This is a genomic window from uncultured Deefgea sp., from assembly GCF_947072475.1.
Taxonomy (GTDB): domain Bacteria; phylum Pseudomonadota; class Gammaproteobacteria; order Burkholderiales; family Chitinibacteraceae; genus Deefgea.
In genome coordinates this window covers 1-25,415 of record NZ_CAMTIA010000017.1, presented here as the reverse complement: position 1 = coordinate 25,415, position 25,415 = coordinate 1, and the positions used below count along the sequence as shown (strand labels likewise).

Sequence of the window (25,415 nt, the reverse complement as noted above, 5' to 3'; positions counted from 1 at the left end):
TAAGCGCGTTTACTGCTAGAATCCACCAATTCTATCAAAGTAATGACGACAACCACATGCGGGTGCGTAATTCTCCTCCCTATACCATCAAGATCGTAGCGTTCTCATTGGCCATCTTACCGGCACTGAGCCAAGCTGCTGCATCCAGCCCGGCGGCCGAGCCGCCCTTATTCATTGAAGCGGACCAAGCCAGCGTCCAAGAAGGACAATATTCAGAAGCGCGCGGCAATGTCATCGTCAATCGCGACGGCATGGTCATTAACGCCGACTGGGTGAAGTACGAACTCGAGGCCGATCAAGTGCATGCCGGCGATAAGGTCAAAGTCACGCAAAAAGGCGATACGCTTGAGGGTGACTCGCTGAATATGACGGTGCAAACTCGCTTGGGTGAAATGGACAATCCGATTTACCACATGGCCGAAGGCCAAGTACGTGGGGATGGCGTCAAAGTTTTATTTGGTGGTAAAGACAAATACACCATCCAAAAAGGTCGAATGACCACTTGCCGCGATGGGCAAGACGATTGGTATTTGCACGCCAGAGAGATTGATCTCGATTACACCAGCAATTATGGCCAAGCTTGGCATGGTTGGGCCGAATTTAAAGGCGTACCGTTTTTTTACTACCCTTTTGTTGACTTCCCACTCAATGGCGATCGCAAAAGTGGCCTGTTATTGCCGACCTTAGGCTATAGCAATACCAATGGCTTGCAATACAGCCAACCGTATTACTTTAATCTGGCGCCCAATTATGATGCGACGATTACGCCAAGCTACTTTGGCCAGCGTGGTGCCATGCTCGGTGGTGAGTTTCGCTACCTACAACCCGAATACGCCGGCACCCTTCGTGCGGCGGGAATTAACGACAGATCAACCGACACGCAACGTTATGGTGTTTATTTCCAGCACAATCAACTGCTGAGCGATCGCTTGTCATTAAGTATTAATTATCAAAAAGTATCTGACTCGGATTACTTTATTGATTTTTCTGACACGCTAGCGGGTGCCTCGCAAGTTAACTTGCCGCAAGAAGCACTACTCAATTACAACGGCGATTTTTGGTCAACGTATTTACGCGTTCAACGCTATCAAACACTGCAAACTGAAACCAACCCAGTTGAAGATCCATACTGGCGCATGCCGCAGTGGTATTTTACCGCTAGCCCGCAAATTGGTTATGGCTTAGAAACCAAAATCAGCGGTGAAGTCACCCGTTTTGTGAATCAATCCTTGGTACAGGGCGATCGCGCTTGGATTAACCCTAGCATTAGCCTGCCAATGAGTAATAGCTACGGTTTTATTACCCCGCGCCTCAGCGTACACGCCAATACCTATCGCACCGAAAGCGCGAGCGGCCAAGACATGGGCAATCAATCCTTTGTCGTGCCAATCGCCAGTATTGATACCGGGCTGTTTTTCGAGCGCGAAGGCAGTTTATTTGGCTCAGACATTGTGCAAACCCTAGAGCCACGCGCTTTTTATGTGTATGCACCGTATAAATCACAAAGCGATGTTCCCAATTACGATTCGGCCGTTGCCGCCCTGTCTTGGTCGCAGCTGTTTAGTGAAAATAAATTTACCGGGAACGATAGAATTAATGACGCCAATAATCTGACTTTGGCCATCAGCAGCCGTATTTTTGATGATGCAACCGGTGTTGAGCGCTTTTATGCCGGTGTCGGCCAACAGTTTTATTTCACCTCGCCACGAGTGACATTGTCTGGCCCAGATAATAGCGATGAGCAAAAAAGCTCAAATATGTTTTTAATGATGGGCAGTCAATTACCGAACAATGTCAATGTGAACTACTTATTGCAGCAAGACTTGCATACCAAAAGCACCATCAATTCGGAGCTAAACGTCAGCTGGACACCGAGCGAATATAAAACCCTTAACCTACGCTACGTGCACAATAAATCATCCAATATCGAGCAAGCCGACATCTCGGGGCAATGGCCGCTGGGTAATGGCTGGTATGCCGTGGGTCGATACAACTATTCACTGAATGATCGCAAAGCACTAGAGACGATTGCTGGCGTTGAATATAATGCCGGCTGTTGGGCGCTGCGTTTTGCTGCGCAAAGCTATGTCACGACCAATAGCACGTACAAAACCAATTACTTTGCAATCTTAGAATTAGGCGGTTTGGCCGGATTGGGAATGAATCCGATTAGCTTATTAAAGCAATCCATTCCTGGTTACGCCGACACTTATCGCTCTCCAAAACTTCGTTAAAGGCAGTACAACCGTATGAAGACTATGACTTTGCTGCGTACCGCAACGCTAACTTTAGCGCTCTTTAGTAGTGCGGCAATGGCCGAAATTATTACTGCTGATCGGGTGATTGCCATTGTGAATCGCAATGCAATTACCCAAGTTGAACTCAATCAAAAAATCAACGCGATTCGCAAAAATCTAGAACAGCAAAAAGTTCAATTACCACCGGAGCAAGTACTGCAAGAACAAGTGCTCGAACGGATGATTTTGGATCAGCTACAAACTCAATACGCTCAGCAACTCGGGATTCGGGTTGATGACAATCAGCTAGAAATGGCGATTAACCGGATTGCGGCACAAAATCAAATGAGCTTGCCGGTGTTTCGCAAAAAACTCGAAGAAACCGGCATGTCATGGCGCGGCTTTCGCGATCAGATTCGCCAAGAAATGCTACTGGCTCGCTTAAAAGATCGTGAAATCGATAGCAAAGTGGTGGTGACCGAGTCTGAAATTGACGACTACCTCAAACTGGCGGCCAATAAAGAACAAATGGAATACAACTTGGCACAGATTTTTATTCCATTGCCAGAAAACGCCGGGCCTGAGCAAATTCAAGCGCGCCGTTTACGCATTCAAGCGGCCAAAAAAGAGCTGGAAACCGGCGCGGCATTTGCCAGCGTTGCCGCCAGTTATTCTGCCGATCAAAATGCCAATAAGGGTGGCTCATTAGGTTGGCGACCTGCCGGCTCTTTGCCGCCGGCCTTTACCAGCTTGCTCGACCAACTCAAAGCCGGTGGCATTACCGATGTGGTTCGCAGTCCAGCGGGGTTTCATTTATTCAAGCTACTGGACAAGCGTAGCCAGCAAGAACAAATCGTCGTCGATCAAAGCCATGTGCGGCACATTTTGATTCGCAGCAATGAAATCACCTCGACCACCGATGCACAACAAAAATTACGTCAAATCCGCAGCCGGATTGAGCATGGCGAAAAATTTGAAGACCTCGCTAAAGCGTTTTCGGATGACGCCAGCGCGCCCAAAGGCGGCGACTTAGGTTGGCTTAATCCGGGTGAAACCGTCCCAGAATTTGAAAACGCCATGAACGCGCTCAAACTCGGAGAAGTGAGCCAACCGGTACAATCGCCATTTGGCTTTCATTTGATTCGCGTCGATGAACGCCGCAAGCAAGACGTCACTTTAGAGCGCGCGCGCTTCAAATTACGCAATGAATTAAAACAGCGTAAAGCTGAAGAGCAATACGATGATTGGCTGCGTCAATTGCGTGATCGCGCCCACGTTGAATTGCGCCTCAAGGACGAGTAATGCAAAAACCATTGGCGATCACCACCGGAGAACCCGCAGGTATTGGCCCTGAGCTAGCAATCCAATTGGCGCAGAGCAATATACCCGTACCTATCGTTTTATTGGCTGATCGCCAATTACTGCTTGAGCGCGCCGCTTGCGTTGGGATTGATCCTGCCATAGTCGCCACTTGGCCTGATTATCAAGCCGAGCACAGCGCGCCGGTTTCAGTCTTACATATCCCCTTAGTCGTCAGCAGTATTGCTGGGCAACTTGAGCCAAAAAACTCAAGCTATGTTTTGGCGCTACTTGATCGCGCCATCGCGGGCTGCGTGCAAGGCGAGTTCGCCGCAATGGTGACCGCGCCTCTGCACAAAGGGGTGATCAATGACGCCAAGCTGGGTGGGTATTTCTCTGGACATACCGAGTACCTTGCCGAAAAGACCCATACCCCACAGGTAGTTATGATGTTGGCCGGTGAATACGGCACAACGCCCAAGATGATGCGGGTGGCATTGGCGACCACGCACTTGCCGCTTAAAGACGTCGCCAGTGCGATTACCAGCGAATCATTACGCAATACCTTGCGTATTTTGCAGCATGATTTACAGCAGCATTTTGGCCTAGCTCAGCCCAAAATCATTGTGGCAGGGCTCAACCCACACGCCGGCGAAAGTGGCCATATGGGCCGTGAAGAAATTGAGGTCATCATTCCGGTGCTCGAGCAATTACGCGCCGAAGGCATGCACTTAATCGGACCGCTGCCTGCTGATACTTTATTTAATCCACCCATTTTGGCGCAAGGCGATGCGGTGTTGGCGATGTATCATGATCAGGGACTGCCGGTTTTAAAATTTGCCACCTTTGGTGCTGGCATTAATGTCACGCTGGGCTTACCGATTATTCGAACCTCGGTCGATCACGGCACCGCACTCGACTTAGCCGGCAAAGGGCAGGCCGATGTCGGCAGCTTGATTGCTGCGACTCAATTAGCCGCCACATTAGCGGCCCACACTTAACGACTTCAGCGCAGCACGTGGCCTTTTCGGCATTGCTTGATAAACTCAATCGATCAACGGAAAAACCACATGGTGCGACTGCTTTACAATAGCGAGACATCTCGCTTTTTATTTTTGTATGTCCCCGTTGGGGGCAAGGATTCAAATGGCTCATATTCCCCGTAAACGCTTTGGACAAAACTTTTTGCAAGACCAAGGCGTCATTGCTGGCATCATTAATGCTGTCGACCCACAAGCGGACGACATCGTCGTCGAAATCGGTCCTGGTTTGGCGGCGCTGACCGCCCCGCTATTGGCTCGCGTTCCACAACTGAATGTGGTCGAAATCGACCGTGACATTGTCAGTCATTTATCCAGCATTTATCCGCCAGAGCGTTTAGTGATTCACAATGCCGACGCCCTCAATTTTGATTTTGGCGCACTGGCGCGCGAAATCGCGCCTGGCAAACGAATTAAATTAGTCGGTAACCTGCCTTACAATATTTCGACCCCGCTGCTGTTTCATCTCGCCACCTTTAGCGACGTCATTTACGACATGCACTTTATGCTGCAAAAAGAAGTCGTTGAACGCATGGTTGCTGAGCCGAGCACCACCGATTACGGCCGACTATCGATCATGCTGCAATATCGCTATCTGATGGATCATATTATTGATGTGCCGCCAGAATCATTCGATCCACCGCCAAAAGTCGATTCGGCCGTGGTGCGGATGGTGCCTTATGACGTACTACCTTATCCAGCTAAAAATGAAGATCACCTGCGTAAATTAGTGTTAGCTTCATTTTCGCAACGCCGCAAAACACTGCGCAATAATTTAAAAGGCATCGCTAACGATCAAGTACTGGCTGATTTGGGCATTGACCCGAGCTGCCGACCAGAGAATGTCAGCGTGGCCCAATATGTGGCACTGAGTAATGCCTTGGCCAACTAGGGTTTTCCCCGCTAGGCTAACCCTGAATACCCTTACAAAATAACAGGTTCACCCATGAACGATAATGTGACCATGATTCGCTTTAATAATGTTAACAAATGGTATGGTCGTGACCACCATGTCTTAAAAAACCTCAACCTTGAAGTCAAACAAGGTGAGGTGGTGGTGGTCTGTGGCCCCTCTGGCTCGGGAAAATCCACCCTCATACGGACCATTAACCAACTTGAAGCGATTAATGATGGTGAAATTTGGGTTGATGGCATTCAAGCCAATAGCACCAAAACCAATATCAATAAATTGCGTGAAGAAGTCGGCTTTGTCTTTCAGCACTTCAATCTTTATCCGCATTTATCGGTGTTAGAAAACATCACCCTAGCGCCGATTAATGTCAAAAAAGTCCCTGCGGCACAAGCTAAACAGCAAGCTTTAGAATTGCTGGAACGTGTTGGCCTATTAAATAAAAAAGATGCTTACCCAAGCAATTTGTCGGGTGGCCAACAGCAGCGTGTCGCCATTGCCCGCGGTTTGGCAATGAATCCACGCGTCATGCTGTTTGATGAACCGACCAGCGCACTAGATCCTGAAATGATTGGCGAAGTGCTTGCGGTGATGAAGCAACTGGCCGAATCTGGCATGACGATGATGGTGGTCACCCACGAAATGGGCTTTGCGCGCGAAGTCGCTGATCGGGTAATCTTTCTCGATCATGGTGAAATCGTTGAAGACACCATGCCAGAAAGCTTTTTTACCAGCCCACAAACCGATCGCGCCAAACAATTCTTACGTCAAATACTAAGCCCCATGGACCAATAATTACGCGAAAAATACACCACTCAAAAACAAAATGGCTGCCCTATGGCAGCCATTTTTATGGGGTATATCGCGGTAGCAATTGGATAAAATACGGTTACAAACAATACCCCACCATCAGCATACAATCCACCGCATTGCAGTCTATTCAGCTAAATAATGATTCAGTGTATATAACGCCTATACATGTCCATAATTGACTGGGCACTATCGTATTCCCGTAAGGAACATCCCTAGATGTTGCTTCATTCAGTTCTACATATACTGAAAAAAAAACTTAAAAATCAAAACCCTCACATCTTGGAGCACGACATGAAAGTATTACTTCCTCTGGCCATTGCAATGTCTCTACTCACCACCGCACACGTTGGCGCAGAAGAACTCAGCGGCACCTTAAAAAAAGTAAAAGAAAGCGGTGTCATTGTCTTGGGGCATCGTGACTCTTCGATCCCCTTCTCCTACCTCGCCAATGACGCCAAACCAATTGGCTACTCAGTCGACATCTCCAACAAAATCGTTGAAGCGGTAAAGAAAGAACTCAAGATGCCGAACCTACAAGTTCGTTATAACTTGGTGACTTCACAAACGCGCATTCCATTGGTGCAAAACGGCACAGTTGACGTTGAATGTGGCTCAACCACCAATAATATTGAACGCCAAAAACAAGCGGCATTCTCATTGGGTATTTTTGAAATTGGCACGCGTCTACTCACTAAAAAAGGCGGCGCAATTAAAGACTTTCCTGATCTAGCCGGTAAAAATGTCGTGACCACTGCTGGCACGACGTCGGAACGCATTTTGAAAAAAATGAACGAAGACAAAAAAATGAATATGAATATCATTAGCGCTAAAGATCACGGCGAATCATTCTTAATGCTGGAATCAAATCGCGCCGTCGCCTTTATGATGGACGATGCTTTATTGGCCGGTGAAATGGCAAAAGCAAAAAAACCAAGCGAATGGGATATCGTTGGCAAACCACAATCATATGAAATCTATGGCTGTTTATTGCGTAAAGATGATCCACAATTTAAAAAGATCGTCGATAGCGCCATTGCCAGCACCTACAAATCAGGTGAAATCAATACCATTTACAAACGCTGGTTTGAAAGCCCAGTACCACCAAAAGGCTTAAATCTCAATTTCCCAATGTCTGATGATTTTAAAGAATTAATCGCTAAGCCAACAGACAAGTCCGCCGAACAAATGTAATTCACCGCATACTCAGCAAGCCGAGTAGCAACACTACTCGGCTTTTTTACCATTGGAGAAAATTACGATGAATTATCATTGGGACTGGGGTGTATTTTTTAAACCCACCGGTATCGGCAGTGAAATTTATTTAGACTGGTTCATGACCGGTTTAGGCTGGACGATTGCGCTGGCCCTCACCAGCTGGATTATTGCTTTATTCATTGGCACAATCATTGGTGTTGCTCGTACGCTGCCCAACAAAATAATTGCCAATTTAGCCGCTGGCTATGTGGCTTTATTTAGAAATGTACCACTCTTAATTCAATTGTTTATTTGGTACTTTATGGTGCCCGATTATCTGCCTGAAAGTTTAGAGCTATGGTTCAAACAAGACATTAATCCAGCGACTAGCGCATTTATTAGCACCGTGATTTGTTTAGGCTTATTTACTGCCGCTCGAGTTGCCGAACAAATTCGCACCGGCATTGAGGCACTTCCTCAGGGTCAAATAAATGCCGGTTTAGCGCTCGGTTTACGTTTACCGCAACTGTATAAAGATGTTTTATTGCCACAAGCTTTTCGCATCATCATTCCGCCGATCACCAGTGAATTTTTGAATGTATTTAAAAACTCATCGGTTGCGTCCTTAATCGGGCTTATGGAATTATTGGCGCAAACCAAACAAACCGCTGAATTCACGGCCAATTTATTCGAAGCATTTACCCTCGCCACTTTAATTTATTTCGTACTCAATATGAGTCTGATGTTGCTAATGCGTAAATTAGAAAAACGGGTGCAAGTACCTGGCCTTATTGCTTTAGGAGGAAAATAAATGGATTTCTCCAATATCTTACCTGCACTACCGAGCATGATGGATGGACTGTGGTTAACACTCAAACTGACAGTGCTTTCTATCATTGGCGGGGTCGTCATCGGGACTTTACTGGCCTTAGCACGCTTGTCTAAATATAAATTTTTAGCCATGGCCGCAGGGTTTTATGTTAATTATTTCCGCTCTATTCCACTGCTACTGGTCATCACTTGGTTTTACTTTATGGTGCCCTTTATCATTGGCTGGGTCACCGGAACGAATCGCCCTGTCGGTGCGCTCACCTCGTGTTTAATTGCATTTATGCTATTTGAAGCGGCTTATTTTTGCGAAATCGTTCGCGCAGGGATTCAATCGATTTCAAAAGGACAAATTAATGCCGCTTATGCATTGGGGCTAAATTATCGCCAAGCAATGCAACTCATTGTTTTGCCACAAGCATTTAGAAAAATGATGCCTTTATTAATGCAGCAATCGATTATTTTATTCCAAGACACTTCTTTGGTTTATGCTGTTGGTTTAATGGACTTTTTAAATACCGCACGTTCACGCGGTGATATTGTTGGCCAACCGCATGAGTTCTTATTATTTGCAGGTTTAATTTATTTTATTATTAGCTTTGGTGCGTCTAGTTATGTGACGTACCTCAAAAAGAGGACAACCGTATGATTTCGATTGAACACATTAATAAATGGTACGGTGATTTCCAAGTCCTGACCGATTGCACTGCAGATATTAGTAAAGGTGAAGTGGTTGTCGTATGCGGACCATCGGGCTCGGGCAAATCGACCTTAATTAAGTGCGTCAATGCACTAGAACCTTTCCAAGAAGGCCGAATTATTGTTGATGGCATCTCAGTGGGCGATCCACAAACCGACCTGCCTTTATTGCGCTCGCGAATTGGGATGGTATTTCAAAACTTTGAGTTGTTTCCACACCTCTCGATCACAGAAAACTTAATGCTCGCTCAACAGCGCGTATTAGGCCGTAGCGCCGATGAAGCGCGCGACACAGGCCTCAAGCTACTCGATCGCGTCGGCCTTAAGGCGCAAGCGGCTAAGTTCCCTGGCCAGCTCTCGGGTGGCCAGCAGCAACGTGTTGCGATCGCTCGCGCCTTGGCAATGAACCCGATTGCCATGCTGTTTGATGAGCCGACCAGTGCCTTAGACCCAGAAATGGTCAATGAAGTGCTCGACGTCATGACCGAATTGGCGCAAGAAGGCATGACCATGATGTGTGTAACCCATGAAATGGGTTTTGCGCGCCGCGTTGCCAATCGGGTAATTTTTATGGATAAAGGGCATATCGAAGAAGATTGCAGTGCGGTTGAGTTTTTTGGCAGCCCACGTGGTGAGCGTGCTCAGCACTTCTTGTCAAAAATCCTGCATAACTAAGATCGAAGTATTGACCGAGAAGCCTTCATAAAAAAGGGCTGCAAGCGTATACCTTGCCGCCCTTTTTTTGTTTCGCCATTTTTTACATTTTTCCTTGCAAACCCAAGCGCATCCAAAGTTCGGCAACGCCCGCTGACACTGGTTCGCTAAAGTAAAATCCTTGCATATAATTCACGCCCAATCCTTGCAAAAAGCGGGCGGTTTCTAAGCTTTCAACCCCCTCAATCACCAGCTCCAATTGCAAACCTTGCGCCATTTGTGCAATCGCATGCATGACTCTTCTACCATCCTCTGTATGCAGACGCTGCGCGAATGACACATCTACTTTAAGCATTTGGGCCGGCATTTCATGCAATTGCGACAATGAAGAGTACCCAGTACCAAAATCATCAATCGCAATTTCAAAACCTGCCAAACGCAATTGCCGTAAATGACGCATTTGCCGAGAGAAATCAGTCAATGCAATACTTTCGGTGATTTCTAAAATAATATCCGATGGCCGCAAACGAAAACTGGATAAACGCTCAACCAATTGCGTCACAAAACTAGGTAAAAACAATTGACTACGTGAAATATTAATCATCATTTTTTGCGCCAAACCAGCATCGCGCCAATCGCGCAACTTAGCAAATGCGATCAGCATAATCTGCTCTGATAATTCTTGAATTAAACCGACTTTTTCTGCCATTGGAATAAATAATTCAGGGCTAATCCAGCCACTTTTATCATCTAGCCAACGCGCCAACGCTTCAACCGATACCACTTCGCCAGTTTTAGCATTCACCACTGGCTGATAAAACACTTGCAAACCGCCCTGCTGAATCGCACTCGACAATCGAGATTGAATCGCAACATGTTCACGGCCCAGCGCTTTTAAATGAACGATATCACCATAAAAACAGGCGTTATTTCTTCCTGCATGCTTGGCGTGATACATCGTATGATCTGCAGCAGATAATAATTCTTCGCCACTTTCGGCATTGTCTGGATAAATCGCAAAACCCACTGAAATCGTCGGTTGCGTCTCCATGCCATTAATACTGATGCTTTCTCTGGCAGCTAACCGAAGTGACTCAGCAATAGTTTTTAATTGTTTACTGTCTTTTAAGTTTGGAATTAAGGCAATAAATTCATCGCCCCCCCAACGGGCCAAAATGGCATCTTCGGGCAATACCGCTTTAAGACGCTTCGATAATCTAATCAGTAACTCGTCGCCGGTTTGATGCCCAAATGCATCATTAATTTGTTTAAAGTGATCTAAATCGATAAAGCCCAAACCGACTTTGCACTGATTTATTCGAGCCTGATCAATGGCGCGATGCAATTCATCATCGAGCAAAAGACGATTAGGTAAACTGGTTAATCCATCATAAAGTGCCAATTGCGTAATATGCTGCTCATTTAAATGGGCCACCGTTACATCACGTAATACGCCGCGCAAGCCAGTGATTTGTTGGTCCGGTCCAAAATGGGCGATTAAACGTGCTTCGACCCACACAAACTCACCATCTTCACGCATCAAACGAAAACGAACCTGATTGGGCACTGCTGATTTGGCCAATTGTGCCAAAACATCCGCCACCAAGGTCACATCATCCGGATAAACCCAGGACAAAATAGACCGTGATAAATCCTGATTTAAATGACGCGGATCCATTCCGCGTAATTTAGTCCAAGCGATGGTCGTCTCCGTCAGCAGGCCTTGCGGCGACAAATCGACAATGGCCTCTTCGAGTAAATTTAGCGTGTCCAGCGTGGTTTTTTTACGCGCCGCATCTTGCATTAATGTCGTCACGTCCTGCATCAACACCACAATATGCTGACGACTACCCGCCGCAACGCATTGCAAACGCACTAAAAGACAGACTTGGTCTTGCAACACACAATGAAACTGCATGCTGGCAAGCCCTGCCAATAATTTAGGCACGCGTTGCACTAATTCACGGGCTAACTCAAAAGGCAATGCAATGGTTAAGGCGCGCCCCAATAAATCACTGGGCGCAGGTAGGCTAGGATGACCAGACCAAACTTGGCAAATCACGCCATTGGGCTCTAGTTCAAACACCATATCTTGGGTCGCACCGACTAAGGCACGTAGTCGTTGTTGATTCGCAATTGAATCGGCCTCTACTTTGGCTTTTAACAGCGCCTGCGCCACATGATTGCTTAACATCGACAATAAACGCAGCTCGGTTGAGTCGCGTTGCCGGCGTTCATCGTCATTTAAAAAAGATAAAAATCCAAATAACTGCCCATTATCTAGCAATGGAATACACAATAATTGGCGCACCCCGACTTGCGCCAATAGCATCTGCTCGGCGAGCGGTAGCTCAAGCAATGACTTATTGAGCACCATACCGACAGCAAGGGTATCGGCCAGTAATGGATATTGGTCATACTCTAGCGTTACAAACGGCTGGGGGGTATTGCGTGCAAGATGGCAATCATCATCTCGCCATGCTGAAGTCAACCGCGCTATTTTGCCATCGGCCTCATTCAAATACAGTCCCGTCATTCCGCTATGCGATGCCTCTGCCAGCGTGCGCAATACTTCAACCATGGCATCAGGATCATCAGCGCTCGCCAATAAATTAACCACATTATCAAAAGCATTAAAATAGGTTTGATAAAGGCCTAAGGCCTCATGAGGCGCAAGCGATGCTGCAATAGGGGCTAGATTTTCTGACCGCACAAAAGCCTTGAGTAACAATTGAATGAGCTTTATCAAAAAAACACTAAAAACGGGAACCGAATCGATTCCCGTTGTGGTGTGATTTTACGCTTTTTCTGGCGGAGGGATCAGTACTTCACTGTAACCACACTCTTTTTGTGGACACACTTTTTCGGTGCCACGGCGTTTTGTGACTTTAATGGTCATAATCGGCCATTTACACTGTGGGCAAGGCTCTGCCACCGGTGGGTTCCATGTTGCATATTTGCAATCTGGATAGGTATTGCAAGAATAAAACAGCTTGCCATAACGGCTTTTGCGCTCAATCAAGCTGCCTTTATGGCACTCAGGACATTCAATACCGGTGTCTTTGGGCTTTTCAAGTGGCTCAATATGCTTACATTTCGGATAATTAGAGCAACCAATAAACTTGCCATAACGACCTAATTTGATCAGTAAGGGTGATTCGCATTTTGGACATGTGCGATCAGGTACCACTTCGGGCTCAACTGGGGCCGCATTGGGATCATCACCAATATTGCGTGTGTAATCACACTCTGGGTAAGAGCTACAGCTAATGAAGCGGCCACGACGACCTAAGCGAATCGATAGCTTATGCTTGCCACATTTCGGGCAATCCTCATCCATCGCTTCATGCGTGACTTCAGCGCGGGTTAAAGCTTGTTTTTCTTCAACTTGCTTATGGAACTTGACCCAGAACTCTTCCAAAACCGGAATCCACTCACGGCTGCCGTTAGAGATTTCATCGAGTTTGTCTTCCAATTTGGCGGTAAAGTTGTAATCCACATACTGAGTAAAATGCTCAGATAAAAACTTATTCACCACTTCACCGGTATCGGTCGGCGTGAAGCGCTTTTTATCTAAAATCACGTACTCACGATCTTTTAAGGTAAAAATAATCGATGCATACGTTGAAGGACGACCAATGCCAAATTCTTCGAGTGATTTGACCAAACTCGCCTCAGTAAAGCGTGGCGGCGGTTGGGTAAAATGCTGCTCACCAGAGAGTTTTTCTACCGGTAACACATCGCCTTCAGTCATCACCGGCAAGCGAGCTTCATCATCATCATCGTCGACATCATCGGCATCTTCTTGATATACCGCGATAAAGCCCGGAAATACCAAAGTCTGTCCTGTGGCACGAAATAAATTTTCTGGACTACCAACAGCAATATCGACCGCAACCGTATCAAATTTTGCCGAGGTCATTTGGCAGGCTAAGGTCCGCTTCCAAATCATTTGGTACAGCTTAAACTGCTCTGGCGACAAGAAGGTTTTAACCGACTCAGGCGTGCGATGAATCGACGTTGGACGTACCGCTTCATGCGCTTCTTGCGCATTTTTGGCTTTGTTTTTATACGCAATCGCGTCTTTCGGTAAATATTCTTTTTCGAAATGCTCGCCAATATAGCCACGTATTTCAGCCAAAGCATCATTCGATAAAGCCACCGAATCGGTACGCATATACGTGATTAAACCGACGGTTTCCCCGCCCAGATTAATCCCTTCATAGAGTTGCTGCGCAGTGCGCATGGCTCTATCGGTGGTAAAGCCTAATTTACGCACCGCTTCTTGCTGCAAGGTTGACGTAGTAAATGGCGCAGCAGGACTGCGCGATTTCTTTTTCTTTTCAACCGAATGCACTTGAGCGGGTAAATCGGCTAAACCCGCCAAAATAGTGGCTTGAGCCGCTTCATCCGGAATATCAAATTGATCGAGTTTTTTCCCTTGCCACGTGGTGAGTCTCGCCGCGACTTTACTGCGACCTTTTTTGGTATCAAGGTGGATTGACCAGTATTCTTGGGCATTAAACGCACGAATTTCAATCTCGCGCTCGCAAATTAAGCGCAAAGCAGGACTTTGCACTCGGCCTGCGGAGAGACCAGTACGCACTTTTCGCCACAACAAGGGCGACAAATTAAAGCCGACCAAATAATCTAAGGCGCTGCGTGCTTGCTGTGCATTGACCAAATTAAAGTCAATATCGCGTGGATTGGCGACGGCCTGCAAAACAGCAGACTCAGTAATCTCATGAAACACAACGCGTTTAAAGGTTTTTTCTGGGCTAATTAATTTCTTAGCTTTTAAAATTTCCATAATGTGCCAAGAAATAGCTTCACCTTCTCGATCCGGATCGGAGGCGAGATAAATATGGTCAGCAGCTTCAACGGCATCACAGATGGCATCAACGTGCTTTTTATTTTTTTCGATGATCTGATACTTCATTTTGAAGTCTTTTTCAGGATCTACCGAGCCAGATTTACGCACTAATCCGCGCACATGGCCATAAGAAGCAAGAATTTGGAAATCTTTGCCCAAATATTTTTGTAGGGTTTTCGCTTTCGAAGGCGACTCAACGATTAAGAGATTGGCCGGCATGGTTCCCCAAGGCAGCAGAGATTCAAAAACTGGAGTGCGTGGCGCAGCGCGGTCTAATGCAAAGCAAAACCTTCACGGCCAAACAGCAACTCCTCGATTAGGAGATTGGTTAAAGCGTCACGCTTTTGCCAAATCACCATTAAAACTATTAATTTAATTCTTTCTAGAGCGACTTCACCATCGGGTTCACGCCAAAGTCGATCAAGGACTAGTTCGCGCTCGCCCGCACTCAAGATTCGTGTTGCATCTAAAGAATGCATAAATATTGCCGCTTCTTCACTCAGTCTTTCTAGCTCCATCGGATGCAAGGAGCGAAAACCAAACTCACTGGAATCGAGTAATTTATAGGGTGCAACATCAATTTGTTTGAGCTCAGATAACCACGTCAGCGCGTCATGTATATCTTCACCTTCAAAGCCAGCCAAAGACAATTTTTTGGCCAATTGAGACATATCAGGCAAGCCATCTGCGTTATAAAACTGCTCAAAAAGGTAAGCAAGCACTTCTAACATAATCTGTATTAAACCCCTCCGCCAATGCGTTGATAGCGTCCGCCAGGCAAAGAAGCCAGCTTCCCTTCCAATTCAAAACCCAACAGAATCTCGTACAGCGCGGCATTCGTCAAGCCAGTTCGCAGAATTAAAGTCTCGATATCTACGGGGTCCCAACCTAAAGCTTGCCAAAACTCATCCTCAGCCACCGGCGGCTGAGCCTGTTTTTTAGGCGTAGCGGCCACTGAAAATAAATCATTACCAAAACAAAGTTCACTCAAAATATCATCCCCCGACTCAACAAGCTTAGCACCACTCTTAATCAAGGCATGGCAACCTTTCGCTTGCGGGGAATGAATTGAGCCAGGTATGGCAAAAATTTCACGGCCAAGATCAACGGCCTGTCTCGCTGTAATCAATGAGCCGCTACCCAATGCCGCCTCAACCACCAAGCAGCCCAAACCTAAGGCAGCAATAATTCGATTTCGCTGTGGGAAATGCATCGGCAACGGCGGTGAGCCCAAGGCAAACTCCGACAAAATCAAACCTTCGCTCGCCAATTGATGGGCGAGCTGACGATTACTGGCCGGGTAGATCCGATCAAGCCCTGTTCCCACTACTGCAATGCTCGAACTACGGCCAGCTAAGCCACCGCGATGTGCTGCAGCATCAATACCACTGGCCATACCACTCACAATGCACAGTCCGGCGTTGGATAAATGTGCAGCAAATTGCTCTGCATGTTCAATCCCCTGCGGCGTGGCGTTTCGACTCCCTACTATACTGAGTGCGGGCTTTTTAAGTAAATTCAAGTCCCCCTTGGCATACAACACAATTGGGGGATCGGGTAGTGACAACAACGAAGCCGGATACAATGCATCATTTAAAGTGATTAAGTGATGCTGAGGTTCAAGCAACCACGCTTGGGTTAACTCGACGATGCCAGTATGATTTGGCACACAAGTGGTCAACACTGCGTCAATAAGTTGGGGAGAAATCAGACTTTTAAATGCGCTGCGCGGCGCAGAAAAAATCTTCTCAGGTTCGCCCAAAGCGCGCAATAAATGCAATTGGCTACGAACCCCTAGTCCAGGAACTAGAGAGAGTCGTAGCCAAGCTTGAAGTTCAGCGGTGAGCAATCTTATTCTGCCGCAGCACCAGCCTTCGCAGTATCGCCGGCATTAATCGGCAATGTGCTGTCCATCACGAGGGCATAAGCAACTTTTGGAAAAACACGATACACGAATAAATTGCCGCTTTTAATCGGTGGCGTAAATCGTGTTGGTTCGGCGCTGGTTTCTTTAGCAATCAATCTTGGCGCTTTATAACTAAACAGCACCGTGCCCATATCCAAACCATCAAGTGCGCCGCGATTCAGTACCACCGTGGTTAAAGAACCCGCTTCAGTCGAGCCACCATAAGTAGAAATCACTTTGCCTTCGATGGCATGAGCTGGCAAGTGCGGTACATAATTAATGAATTGCTTTTCTGGCGAGCGGATTAAACGATCGCCGACTGAAATCTCTTCTCGGCTATTGCCGACAATCATCGTGGTCACGTCGCCCTCGCGCTTAACCCGAACATCGCCCAGGTAAGTCACTTCAATACCAATCACTTCCTTAGGATTTTCTGGATCAACCAATGGTTTACCTTTGCGGAACGCCTGCCATGTCTCACCAGGTTGGGCATCGACCAAATCGACGGAGTAAATTTGATCACTTGGGCCAAACAATAAGCGGCTATCAGGTCCTGCAGCAATCCGTGGCGCGGCCGTAAAATCCTCAACACTCATCACCAGCGGTTTACTCAAAAAAGGCTCAATTGAGGCGTAGGGAATGCTCGCAATCGCATTGCCACTCAAGGTGGTTTCGCGAATTCTCGGGCTTAATTTGCCGTTGCCGCTGCGCCCGTCAAATTTTTGATTTTTTAATAATTTAAGTCGCGGTTGGCCACTTGAAGTATCCAACACAATCACATCACCGGGATAAATCCAGTGCGGATTTTTAATGTCAGTTTTATTTAATTGCCAGATTTCTGGCCAGCGCCAAGGCTGACTTAAAAATTTACCGGATATCCCCCACAATGTATCGCCTTTCACCACCACATACCGATCCGGTGCATTTTTAGCTAACTTCAATTCATCTGCCAAGGCAGGCGCAGATAAAAAACCAACCGCTAACAGCAGCGATACAATGGATTTACGCATCATTATTTAAGCCCAAAGCTTACCGGTCGTCGACCTTGCAAGCAAAAATTCAAAGAAGTTCACCGATATGATCTTGATATCTAACCACCCCGACCCATATCGAATATAATACAACGCTATAGATTATCTCTATTTTTAATTCTGCATATCAACTTTTGGTCTAGCAAGCACACATGGCAATTCTAAACATTCTGCACTATCCCGACGAGCGCTTACACACAATCGCTCAGCCCGTGACTGTTTTTGATACAGTTCTGCAACGCCAAATCGATGACATGGCAGAAACCATGTACGCCGCACCGGGTATTGGCCTTGCCGCCTCGCAGGTTGATTTTCATCAGCGCTTGGTTGTAATCGATATTTCTGAAGAAAAAAACGACTTGCTGGTGTTGATCAACCCAGAAATCATCGTTGCCGATGGTCACACTACGTACGAAGAAGGCTGCCTCTCGTTGCCAGGCATTTACGAAGAAGTTGAGCGTGCGCAAACACTCACCGTTCAAGCACTCGATCGACACGGCAAAGCGCTTACATTAGAAGCCGAAGGCTTGCTGGCGATTTGCATTCAACATGAAATGGACCACCTCGACGGTAAAATTTTTGTTGAAAAACTCTCGCGCCTCAAACTCAATCGCATTCTTCAAAAAATCAAAAAAAATCAAAAGCGCACAATGTAACTGATCTAGGATCTAGATCCTAAGATCCTAGATCTAATCGGCAACTTGAACTTCGCACCAGACGAGGACATTCACATCCATTCACTTTTGCGCATAAACCCATGAAAATTATATTTGCTGGCACGCCTGATTTTGCGGCTGAAGCACTCAAAGCGCTGATTACCGCTGGGCACGAGATTGTTTTGGTTCTGACACAACCTGATCGCCCCAGTGGCCGTGGCATGAAACTCACACCATCGGCAGTCAAAATGGTCGCCCAAGCGCACCAGATTCCCGTGTATCAGCCCGAAAAACTACGCACAGCGGAACAACAAGCGCTCTTGCTGGGTATCGAGGCAGACGTCATGGTGGTTGCAGCTTACGGCCTGATACTGCCACAAATCATCCTCGATCTGCCCCGTTTAGGCTGCCTAAATATTCATGCCTCGCTGCTACCGCGCTGGCGTGGTGCCGCGCCAATTCAACGGGCGATCATGGCCGGTGACACCGAAACCGGCATCACCATTATGCAAATGGATGCTGGGCTCGATACCGGCGACATGCTCTCAGTGCATATCACGCCGATTACGCACGACGACAATGCGCAAACCTTGCATGACAAATTAGCCCAGCAAGGCGCCAGTGCGATTGTCAGTGCTTTGGATCAGCTACCGGATTTGACGCCAATCCCTCAGCCGGCAACTGGTGTTTGTTACGCGGAAAAACTCAAAAAAGAAGAAGCCCAAATCGACTGGACGCAATCGGCCAGTCAGCTCGCGCTCAAAATTCGTGCTTTCAACCCCTTCCCTAGCGCCCAAACCACGCTGGATGGCGCAACCATCAAACTTTGGCAAGCGAGCACCATTGCAGGTCAAGGCACAGCCGGCACGTTGATTGCCGTTGAAAAAGACGCGCTGATTATTGCCTGTGGTGAAGGCGCGCTGCGCGTAACCGAACTCCAAAAAGCTGGCGGCAAGCGCATCAGCGCGGCGGCTTTTTTGAGCGGCTCGCCACTGGCGATCGGGCAGCAATTGGGTGCTTAGTTTCGTTCACATCAACAGGAGCCAAAATCATGGATAACTGGTTTAAAACCACGGTTCTTATGGCCGCAATTTTGGCCTTGTTTATGCTGATTGGTGGCTTAATCGGCGGTAAAAGCGGGATGCTAATGGCACTGATTTTTGGTGGCGGCATGAATATTTTCGCCTACTGGAACTCCGACAAAATGGTGCTCAAAATGTATAACGCGCATCAAGTCGATGCGCGAAGTGCCCCTGAGCTGTACACCATGGTTCAAGAGCTCGCGCGTAATGCGGGTCTGCCGATGCCCAAAGTGTTTGTGATTGATGAAGACCAACCCAATGCGTTTGCCACCGGACGTAATCCTGAAAACGCCGCCGTGGCCGCCACAACGGGCATTATGCGTGTACTGAGCTACCGCGAATTACGCGGCGTGATGGCGCATGAATTAGCGCACGTACAGCATCGCGATATTTTAATTTCAACCATTTCCGCAACCATGGCCGGGGCGATCTCAGCGCTGGCTAATTTTGCCATGCTCTTTGGCGGCCGCGATAGCAACGGGCACAGTATCAATCCCATCGCCCGCATTGCGGTTGCCATGTTGGCACCATTGGCGGCCAGTGTGATTCAAATGGCGATATCCCGAGCGCGTGAATTTGAAGCCGATGCCGGTGGCGCGCGCATTTCTGGCGATCCTGCGGCGCTGGCCGATGCACTCACCAAAATTGAAGCTTTTGCGCGTGGCATTCCAATGCATGCGGCAGAAGCGCACCCAGAAACCGCACAGATGATGATTGTGAACCCACTGCACGGTGGTGGCTTACAAAATTTATTTCGTACTCACCCACTCACCAGTGAACGGGTGGCACGTTTACGCACTATGGCGCAACAAAATATCAGATACACCGGATAGGTATATCTTTGTAGACCTTATAAAAAAAGATATACCACTCAATACCCTACAGCCCGACACTTGGTCGGGCTCATTATTTGGAAGCTTATTATGTTTATTACCCAAAAATTAGCCGGACAAACCGTCGCCCATGTTTTGGCCGGTCAAAATCTCACCGAAGCCCTCAATGCCGTTTGGCGCAGCAACCCCGACCTTGAATCAGGCCAACGCGGCGCGATTCAAGATATTTGTTATGGCACTTTGCGTCAATTGGGTCTAATAGAGGGTGTTTTAAAACAGCTGCTGCGCAGTCCATTGCATGAACCTGAACTCAAAGCGCTGTTACTCATTGCCGTCTATCAACTGCAATTCACGCGTGCGGCATCGCACACCATTGTTGACCATGCGGTCAAAGTTGCAGCGCAAACCGGCAGCGGCTTTGGCAAAGGCCTCGTCAATGGCGTTTTACGTAGCTTTTTACGCGGCAAAGACGAATTAGTTCGTCGTGCACAGGCCAATGAAGTGGGTTTGTATTCACACCCAGCTTGGTGGATTAAAACCATGAAATCGGCCTACCCAACAGAATGGGAAGCGATCCTAGTCGCCAACAATCAACATCCGCCGATGACGCTGCGTGTCAATCCGGCACACACCTCAGTGAATGACTATCTGGCGCTCCTAAGCGCCGCCAATATTGAAGCGAGCGCACTCGACGAATTAGCCATTATTTTAAAACGCCCAGTGAGTGTTGATTTTTTACCACACTTTTTTGCTGGCTGGGTGTCAGTTCAAGATTGGGGCGCGCAAGTTGCCGCCAAGTTACTCGATTTACACGACGGGCAAACCGTACTCGATGCTTGCGCTGCGCCTGGCGGTAAAACTTGCCATATTTTAGAAACCGCGCAAGTGACATTAACCGCACTGGATAACGATGCCAGCCGCCTACAGCGCGTTAAAGACAACCTCAAGCGCGTCAATAAAACCGCGACCTTACTGCAAGGCGATGCATCTGCCCCAGATACTTGGTTCGACGGTCAGCAATTCGATAGAATTTTGGCCGACGTACCTTGCTCGGCAACAGGCGTTGCACGTCGTCACCCTGACATTAAATGGTTGCGTCGCAACGATGACTTGGCAAAATTCGCGCGCCAACAGGCAAAAATCTTGGATGCACTCTGGCCGCTCGTAGCGCCAAACGGCAAACTCCTGTACGCTACGTGCTCAGTTTTTCCTATAGAAAATGCCGCTTCAGCCGAGGCTTTTGCGCTGCGTCATCCTGATGCAAAACGCTTAGAATTACCCGCCAGCGCATTACCGAATGGCCAGTCAATCGATGGTCAGTTATTACCCACCGCGGAACATGATGGTTTTTATTACGCGCTTTTCTCTAAATCGTAATTGGCGATACCTATTGGGTGTCATGCTGCTGCTATGCGCTTATTACGCGCAAGCAGGCAGCATCAAAACCATCAAGTCCGAAGTTGAATTTAACGGTAATCATATCGAACTGGCGGGACGTTACTTGGTCACGTTGTCGCCAGACATTGAAACCGCGCTAAAAAATGGGCTATCACTGCCATTTACTTACGAATTTAAACTTACAAAACCTAAATTTTACGCCTGGTATCGCAATTTAGCCGACAGCTTTAATTCCACCGCCAGCATCACCTATCGCCTCAGCTATCAGCCGCTCACCCGACAATACCGCCTCAATACCAGCGGCCTCACCCGTAGCTTTAATAGCGCCGAAGAGGCGCTAGTGGCGCTGAGTATTATTCGCGGCTGGACGGTGCTTGAAGGTAGCAATATTGATAATGACGACTTTGCTGGCAAAATCCGCTTTCGTTTAGATCATTCACAGCTACCCAAATCGTATCAACTCACCGCATTAGGTGATGAAGACTGGGTGCTCGATTCGGGCTGGCATGAATTACAGCGCCCGGTTAGTAGCCCTTCTGCCGAGCCTGTGCCATGAAAAAGCTATTAATTTTTCTCGGCGTTTTGGGTACGATTTTATTGTTTCTATTGGCCTCGGCCTCGGGAAATACCTCAGAATCTTCGCAATACTACAAGCTAATTTTAGCGCTCAACGCCCTGCTGTTGATCGCACTGGCCGTTTTGGTAGGCTCTCGACTCACCCAATTACTCAAACGAGTGAGAAGCAAAGTTTTTGGCTCTCGGCTCACCATTCGAATGGTCTTGATGTTTTCCTTGGTCGCGGTCTTACCTGGCGCTTTGGTTTACACACTCTCGGTACAATTTTTAAATCGCTCGATTGAAACCTGGTTTGATGTTCGGGTGGATAATGCCCTCGATCGTGGCCTTAATTTGGGTCACAACGCCATTGATTACCAGCTCAATGATTTACAACGCAAAGCCAGCGTGATCGCTTGGGATATTCACGACAATAGCCAGAGCGCTTTATTAGAGCGGCTCTCCAAACTGCGCGATCAAACTGGCGTGCAAGAGATCACGCTGTTTGACAATAATGGCCAAGTGCACGCCCATATTGGCAATGAATACGCCAGCCTAGTGCCCAGTCTACCGGACCGAAAAATCATTACTGAGGCCGAACGAGGCAGTTACAAAGCCATTGAATCAGACCCCATCAATGGCTTGATGATGCGCATTATTGTGCAATTGCCCGGCAGTGAATTCTCCAATCGCGTCAAGCTTTTGCAACTACTGCAACCCGTACCCAAACAATTGGCGCAAGACGCTGAATTAGTCGAACAAGTTCGCAGTGAGTACAAGCAGCTCTCGCAATCCAGAGAAGGCCTTAAGCTGATTTTTAGTCTCACGCTGACGATGGCACTCACCATGGCACTTTTGGGCGCTTTGGCCTTAGCGATTTACCTCTCAGACAAACTCGCCGCCCCGTTATCGGTGCTGGCAGCGGGCACTCGAGCGGTGGCACAAGGCGACTTCACCCAACAACATCCCGTGATTAGCCGCGATGAACTCGGGATTTTGACCCATTCGTTTAACCGAATGACCCGCCAGCTTTCCGATGCTCGCGACACGCTAGAGCACAACCAAGCCGAACAAGCCGAAGCCAAAGCCTATGTTGAAGCGATTTTAGCTTCGTTATCAGCTGGGGTTTTATCGCTGGATGAAGACTGGCACTTACAATCGGCCAATCACAGTGCCTTGCGCATTTTAGGGCTGGACCCAAGCCGAATTGGCGACTTGCCGCTCTCGAAATGGAATCAAGCCTACCCCAACCTCACGGCTTTTTTTGCGCATACCATCCACGGGTTTTTATCTGACGATGAAGTTTGGCAGCGCCAAATTGAGCTCGACGCAGAAAAACGCGTGCTGTTGGTGCGCGGCACCCGTTTAACGCAAAAAATCGATGGCAGTGATGATTTGCATGGCTACGTAATGGTGTTTGATGACATTACTGAACTGCTCTCAGCGCAGCGCGATGCGGCTTGGGGTGAAGTCGCGCGCCGCTTAGCGCACGAGATCAAAAACCCACTCACGCCGATTCAGCTCTCTGCCGAGCGTATGGAAATGAAGCTAGTTGAAAAACTCGACCCTGCTGGCGCTGAATTTTTACGTCGAAATACGCAAACCATCGTCAAGCAAGTTGCGGCGCTCAAACAAATGGTCGATGCCTTCCGGGATTATGCCCGCAAGCCATCGGGCAAAAAACGCCCACTGGATTTGATGCAATTACTGAACGAAGTACTGGTATTGTACGAAGCGTCGCCCATCATGCTCGATTTTAAAGTACACGGGCCCCTGATGATTAATGGCGACCCAACGCATTTGCGGCAAGTCATTCATAACTTGCTACAAAACGCCCAGGATGCAATTACCGATGCTGCAGAGCAAAGGATTTGCCTTCTGGTGGAAAAAGACGAAAAATGGGCACGTCTTTATATTGAAGACAGCGGCAAAGGCTTTCCAGCCGAACTCTTGCCACGTGTTTTTGAGCCCTACGTTACATCAAAGGCCAAAGGTACAGGTCTAGGTTTAGCAATCGTGAAGAAAATTATCGAAGAACATCACGGGCGCGTTCAGGTGGGTAATTCCACCGGTGCATTTGTTAGGATCGAGCTGCCGCTCTGGGAGGAAACAACTAGTGGCTAATCAAGATATTTTAATCGTCGACGACGAAATCGGCATCCGCGAACTTCTATCTGAAATCTTGCTGGATGAGGGGTATAGCGTTGCAATCGCTGAAAATGCAGAAGCTGCACGCAAATACCGTAACCAAGGTGAACCACGTTTGGTGCTTCTGGACATCTGGATGCCCGACACTGACGGTGTGACACTACTCAAAGAGTGGGCGCGCAATGGTCAACTCACCATGCCCGTCGTGATGATGTCAGGCCATGCCACTGTGGATACCGCAGTGGAAGCAACCCGCATTGGGGCGCTTGATTTTCTTGAAAAACCGATCGGTTTGCAAAAACTACTGGCCACCGTAAAACGCGCTTTTTCGCAACCTGTGAATCAGGTAAAGCCGAATCAGGGTTTGCAGAGCCTCGGTAATAGCCCAGCGATTACATCGCTGCGTGAGGCGCTTGACCAGGTTGCAAGCCAAACCCTGCCTATCACATTAACCGGCGAACCAGGATCCGGCTTTGAAACGTGTGCCCGGCATTTAACCCGCCCGAACACGCCGTTTATTTCGCCAAGTTCCAACGAAGAACTCGCCTTGCCACCGCAAGACCTGCTCAATCGCGCCACGGGCGGGACTATTTTTGTGCGAGACATCGCTTGGCTCGATCGTAAAGCGCAAACCGGCTTACTCAATTTGCTGCCCAAGCTGGAAAAATACAAAATCCGCTTAGTCACCGCCTCCAGTCGACCACTCGATCAGCTCATTGGTCAGTGCGAACCTGAATTGCTGCGTCAACTCACCCAAATCATCTTGGCGGTTCCGCCGCTACGGGCACATGCTGAAGACGTTCCAGCCATGGCCGAAGTGTTATTGGCGCAAACCGTCACCAGCAATAAGCTCGGGCCACGGCGCTTTTCTAAATCAGCCTTACAATTACTTAGCCAACAAGATTGGCCAGGTAATATTGATCAGCTGGCCAATGTAGTGAAAAGTCTCGCCCTCACCGGTCGCGATGGTGATATTGATATCTTGCCAGTCAGCCGCCTGCTCACGCAGTTGTCGCCCAACTCGCAAGAGGCGACTTTAGGCGTGACGCAGCAAGCCATGCCGCTGCCACAAATCGATCTTGACTTACCACTGCGTGAAGCGCGAGACCAATTTGAACGGTTTTATTTAGAGCGCCAAATTGAATTATCCAACGGTAATATGAGTCGCGTCGCCGAGCGAATTGGCTTGGAGCGCACCCATCTCTACCGTAAGTTAAAACAATTAGGCATTCAGATGCCGCGTAAGCAACGCGTCGTTG

21 protein-coding genes are annotated in these 25,415 nt (G+C 47.9%); 16 read left to right on the top strand and 5 right to left on the bottom strand.

Features of this window, described 5'->3' with window-relative positions; all coding sequences use genetic code 11:
- The first annotated feature begins 56 nt into the window (after nt 1–56).
- The 9 genes from Q0V82_RS07775 to Q0V82_RS07735 all read left to right on the top strand — a co-directional run bounded on the left by Q0V82_RS07775 (nt 57) and on the right by Q0V82_RS07735 (nt 9,695).
- Complete coding sequence (locus tag Q0V82_RS07775; protein ID WP_297574361.1) at nt 57–2,234, top strand: LPS-assembly protein LptD; 2,178 nt, start codon at nt 57–59, stop codon at nt 2,232–2,234.
- Nucleotides 2,235–2,249: 15 nt separating this feature from the next.
- On the top strand, nt 2,250–3,539 hold the full coding sequence (locus tag Q0V82_RS07770) for a peptidylprolyl isomerase (RefSeq protein ID WP_297574359.1): 1,290 nt from the start codon (nt 2,250–2,252) through the stop codon (nt 3,537–3,539).
- Nucleotides 3,539–4,537 (top strand): 4-hydroxythreonine-4-phosphate dehydrogenase PdxA, encoded by a 999-nt coding sequence (gene pdxA, locus Q0V82_RS07765; protein ID WP_297574356.1) that lies wholly within the window; start codon nt 3,539–3,541, stop codon nt 4,535–4,537. The genes Q0V82_RS07770 and pdxA overlap by 1 nt, the downstream gene beginning before the upstream one ends.
- Nucleotides 4,538–4,682: 145 nt before the next feature.
- A complete protein-coding gene (gene rsmA, locus Q0V82_RS07760) occupies nt 4,683–5,468 on the top strand; it encodes a 16S rRNA (adenine(1518)-N(6)/adenine(1519)-N(6))-dimethyltransferase RsmA (RefSeq protein ID WP_297574353.1) in 786 nt (261 codons plus the stop codon).
- A gap of 72 nt (nt 5,469–5,540) precedes the next feature.
- Entirely contained in the window at nt 5,541–6,281 is a 741-nt protein-coding gene (locus Q0V82_RS07755) for an amino acid ABC transporter ATP-binding protein (protein ID WP_297574423.1), read from the top strand.
- A 309-nt stretch (nt 6,282–6,590) separates the two neighbouring features.
- Nucleotides 6,591–7,490 (top strand): glutamate/aspartate ABC transporter substrate-binding protein, encoded by a 900-nt coding sequence (locus Q0V82_RS07750; RefSeq protein WP_297574350.1) that lies wholly within the window; start codon nt 6,591–6,593, stop codon nt 7,488–7,490.
- 67 nt (nt 7,491–7,557) lie between these two features.
- Nucleotides 7,558–8,304, top strand: coding sequence for an amino acid ABC transporter permease (locus Q0V82_RS07745; protein ID WP_297574347.1), 747 nt, complete (start codon nt 7,558–7,560; stop codon nt 8,302–8,304).
- Complete coding sequence (locus Q0V82_RS07740; protein ID WP_297574344.1) at nt 8,305–8,970, top strand: amino acid ABC transporter permease; 666 nt, start codon at nt 8,305–8,307, stop codon at nt 8,968–8,970. It abuts the gene before it with no gap.
- Nucleotides 8,967–9,695 (top strand): amino acid ABC transporter ATP-binding protein, encoded by a 729-nt coding sequence (locus Q0V82_RS07735; protein WP_288841196.1) that lies wholly within the window; start codon nt 8,967–8,969, stop codon nt 9,693–9,695. Before Q0V82_RS07740 ends, Q0V82_RS07735 begins: the two co-directional genes overlap by 4 nt.
- Nucleotides 9,696–9,777: 82 nt before the next feature.
- On the opposite strand, the gene Q0V82_RS07730 is transcribed toward Q0V82_RS07735, so the two are convergent.
- The 5 genes from Q0V82_RS07730 to Q0V82_RS07710 form a co-directional block, all read right to left on the bottom strand.
- A complete protein-coding gene (locus tag Q0V82_RS07730; protein ID WP_297574338.1) occupies nt 9,778–12,387 on the bottom strand; it encodes an EAL domain-containing protein in 2,610 nt (869 codons plus the stop codon).
- An 84-nt stretch (nt 12,388–12,471) separates the two neighbouring features.
- Entirely contained in the window at nt 12,472–14,766 is a 2,295-nt protein-coding gene (gene topA, locus Q0V82_RS07725) for a type I DNA topoisomerase (RefSeq protein ID WP_297574337.1), read from the bottom strand.
- A 53-nt stretch (nt 14,767–14,819) separates the two neighbouring features.
- The gene (locus Q0V82_RS07720) at nt 14,820–15,278 is read right to left on the bottom strand and encodes a DUF494 domain-containing protein (protein WP_297574335.1); all 459 of its coding nucleotides are present in this window, start codon (nt 15,276–15,278) and stop codon (nt 14,820–14,822) included.
- A gap of 8 nt (nt 15,279–15,286) precedes the next feature.
- Complete coding sequence (gene dprA / locus Q0V82_RS07715; protein WP_297574333.1) at nt 15,287–16,396, bottom strand: DNA-processing protein DprA; 1,110 nt, start codon at nt 16,394–16,396, stop codon at nt 15,287–15,289.
- A gap of 2 nt (nt 16,397–16,398) precedes the next feature.
- Nucleotides 16,399–17,466 carry a LysM peptidoglycan-binding domain-containing protein gene (locus Q0V82_RS07710; protein WP_297574331.1) on the bottom strand — a complete coding sequence of 356 codons (1,068 nt, stop codon included), beginning with the start codon at nt 17,464–17,466 and terminating at the stop codon, nt 16,399–16,401.
- A 170-nt stretch (nt 17,467–17,636) separates the two neighbouring features.
- Here Q0V82_RS07710 and def point away from each other — a divergent pair, with 170 nt between their 5' ends.
- From def to Q0V82_RS07675, 7 genes are all read left to right on the top strand, one after another.
- Complete coding sequence (gene def, locus Q0V82_RS07705) at nt 17,637–18,140, top strand: peptide deformylase (protein ID WP_297574328.1); 504 nt, start codon at nt 17,637–17,639, stop codon at nt 18,138–18,140.
- Nucleotides 18,141–18,241: 101 nt separating this feature from the next.
- Nucleotides 18,242–19,162 carry a methionyl-tRNA formyltransferase gene (gene fmt, locus Q0V82_RS07700; protein WP_297574325.1) on the top strand — a complete coding sequence of 307 codons (921 nt, stop codon included), beginning with the start codon at nt 18,242–18,244 and terminating at the stop codon, nt 19,160–19,162.
- 29 nt (nt 19,163–19,191) lie between these two features.
- Entirely contained in the window at nt 19,192–20,055 is an 864-nt protein-coding gene (gene htpX, locus Q0V82_RS07695; protein ID WP_297574322.1) for a zinc metalloprotease HtpX, read from the top strand.
- Between the two features lie 90 nt (nt 20,056–20,145).
- Entirely contained in the window at nt 20,146–21,432 is a 1,287-nt protein-coding gene (gene rsmB, locus Q0V82_RS07690) for a 16S rRNA (cytosine(967)-C(5))-methyltransferase RsmB (protein WP_297574320.1), read from the top strand.
- Nucleotides 21,433–21,454: 22 nt separating this feature from the next.
- Nucleotides 21,455–22,009, top strand: a complete 555-nt coding sequence (locus Q0V82_RS07685) for a DUF4390 domain-containing protein (protein ID WP_297574318.1) — start codon at nt 21,455–21,457, stop codon at nt 22,007–22,009.
- Nucleotides 22,006–24,132 carry an ATP-binding protein gene (locus Q0V82_RS07680; protein ID WP_297574315.1) on the top strand — a complete coding sequence of 709 codons (2,127 nt, stop codon included), beginning with the start codon at nt 22,006–22,008 and terminating at the stop codon, nt 24,130–24,132. Before Q0V82_RS07685 ends, Q0V82_RS07680 begins: the two co-directional genes overlap by 4 nt.
- Nucleotides 24,125–25,415, top strand: a 1,291-nt coding sequence (locus Q0V82_RS07675; protein ID WP_297574312.1) for a sigma-54 dependent transcriptional regulator, incomplete at its 3' end; no start/stop codon positions are given. The genes Q0V82_RS07680 and Q0V82_RS07675, both read left to right, overlap by 8 nt.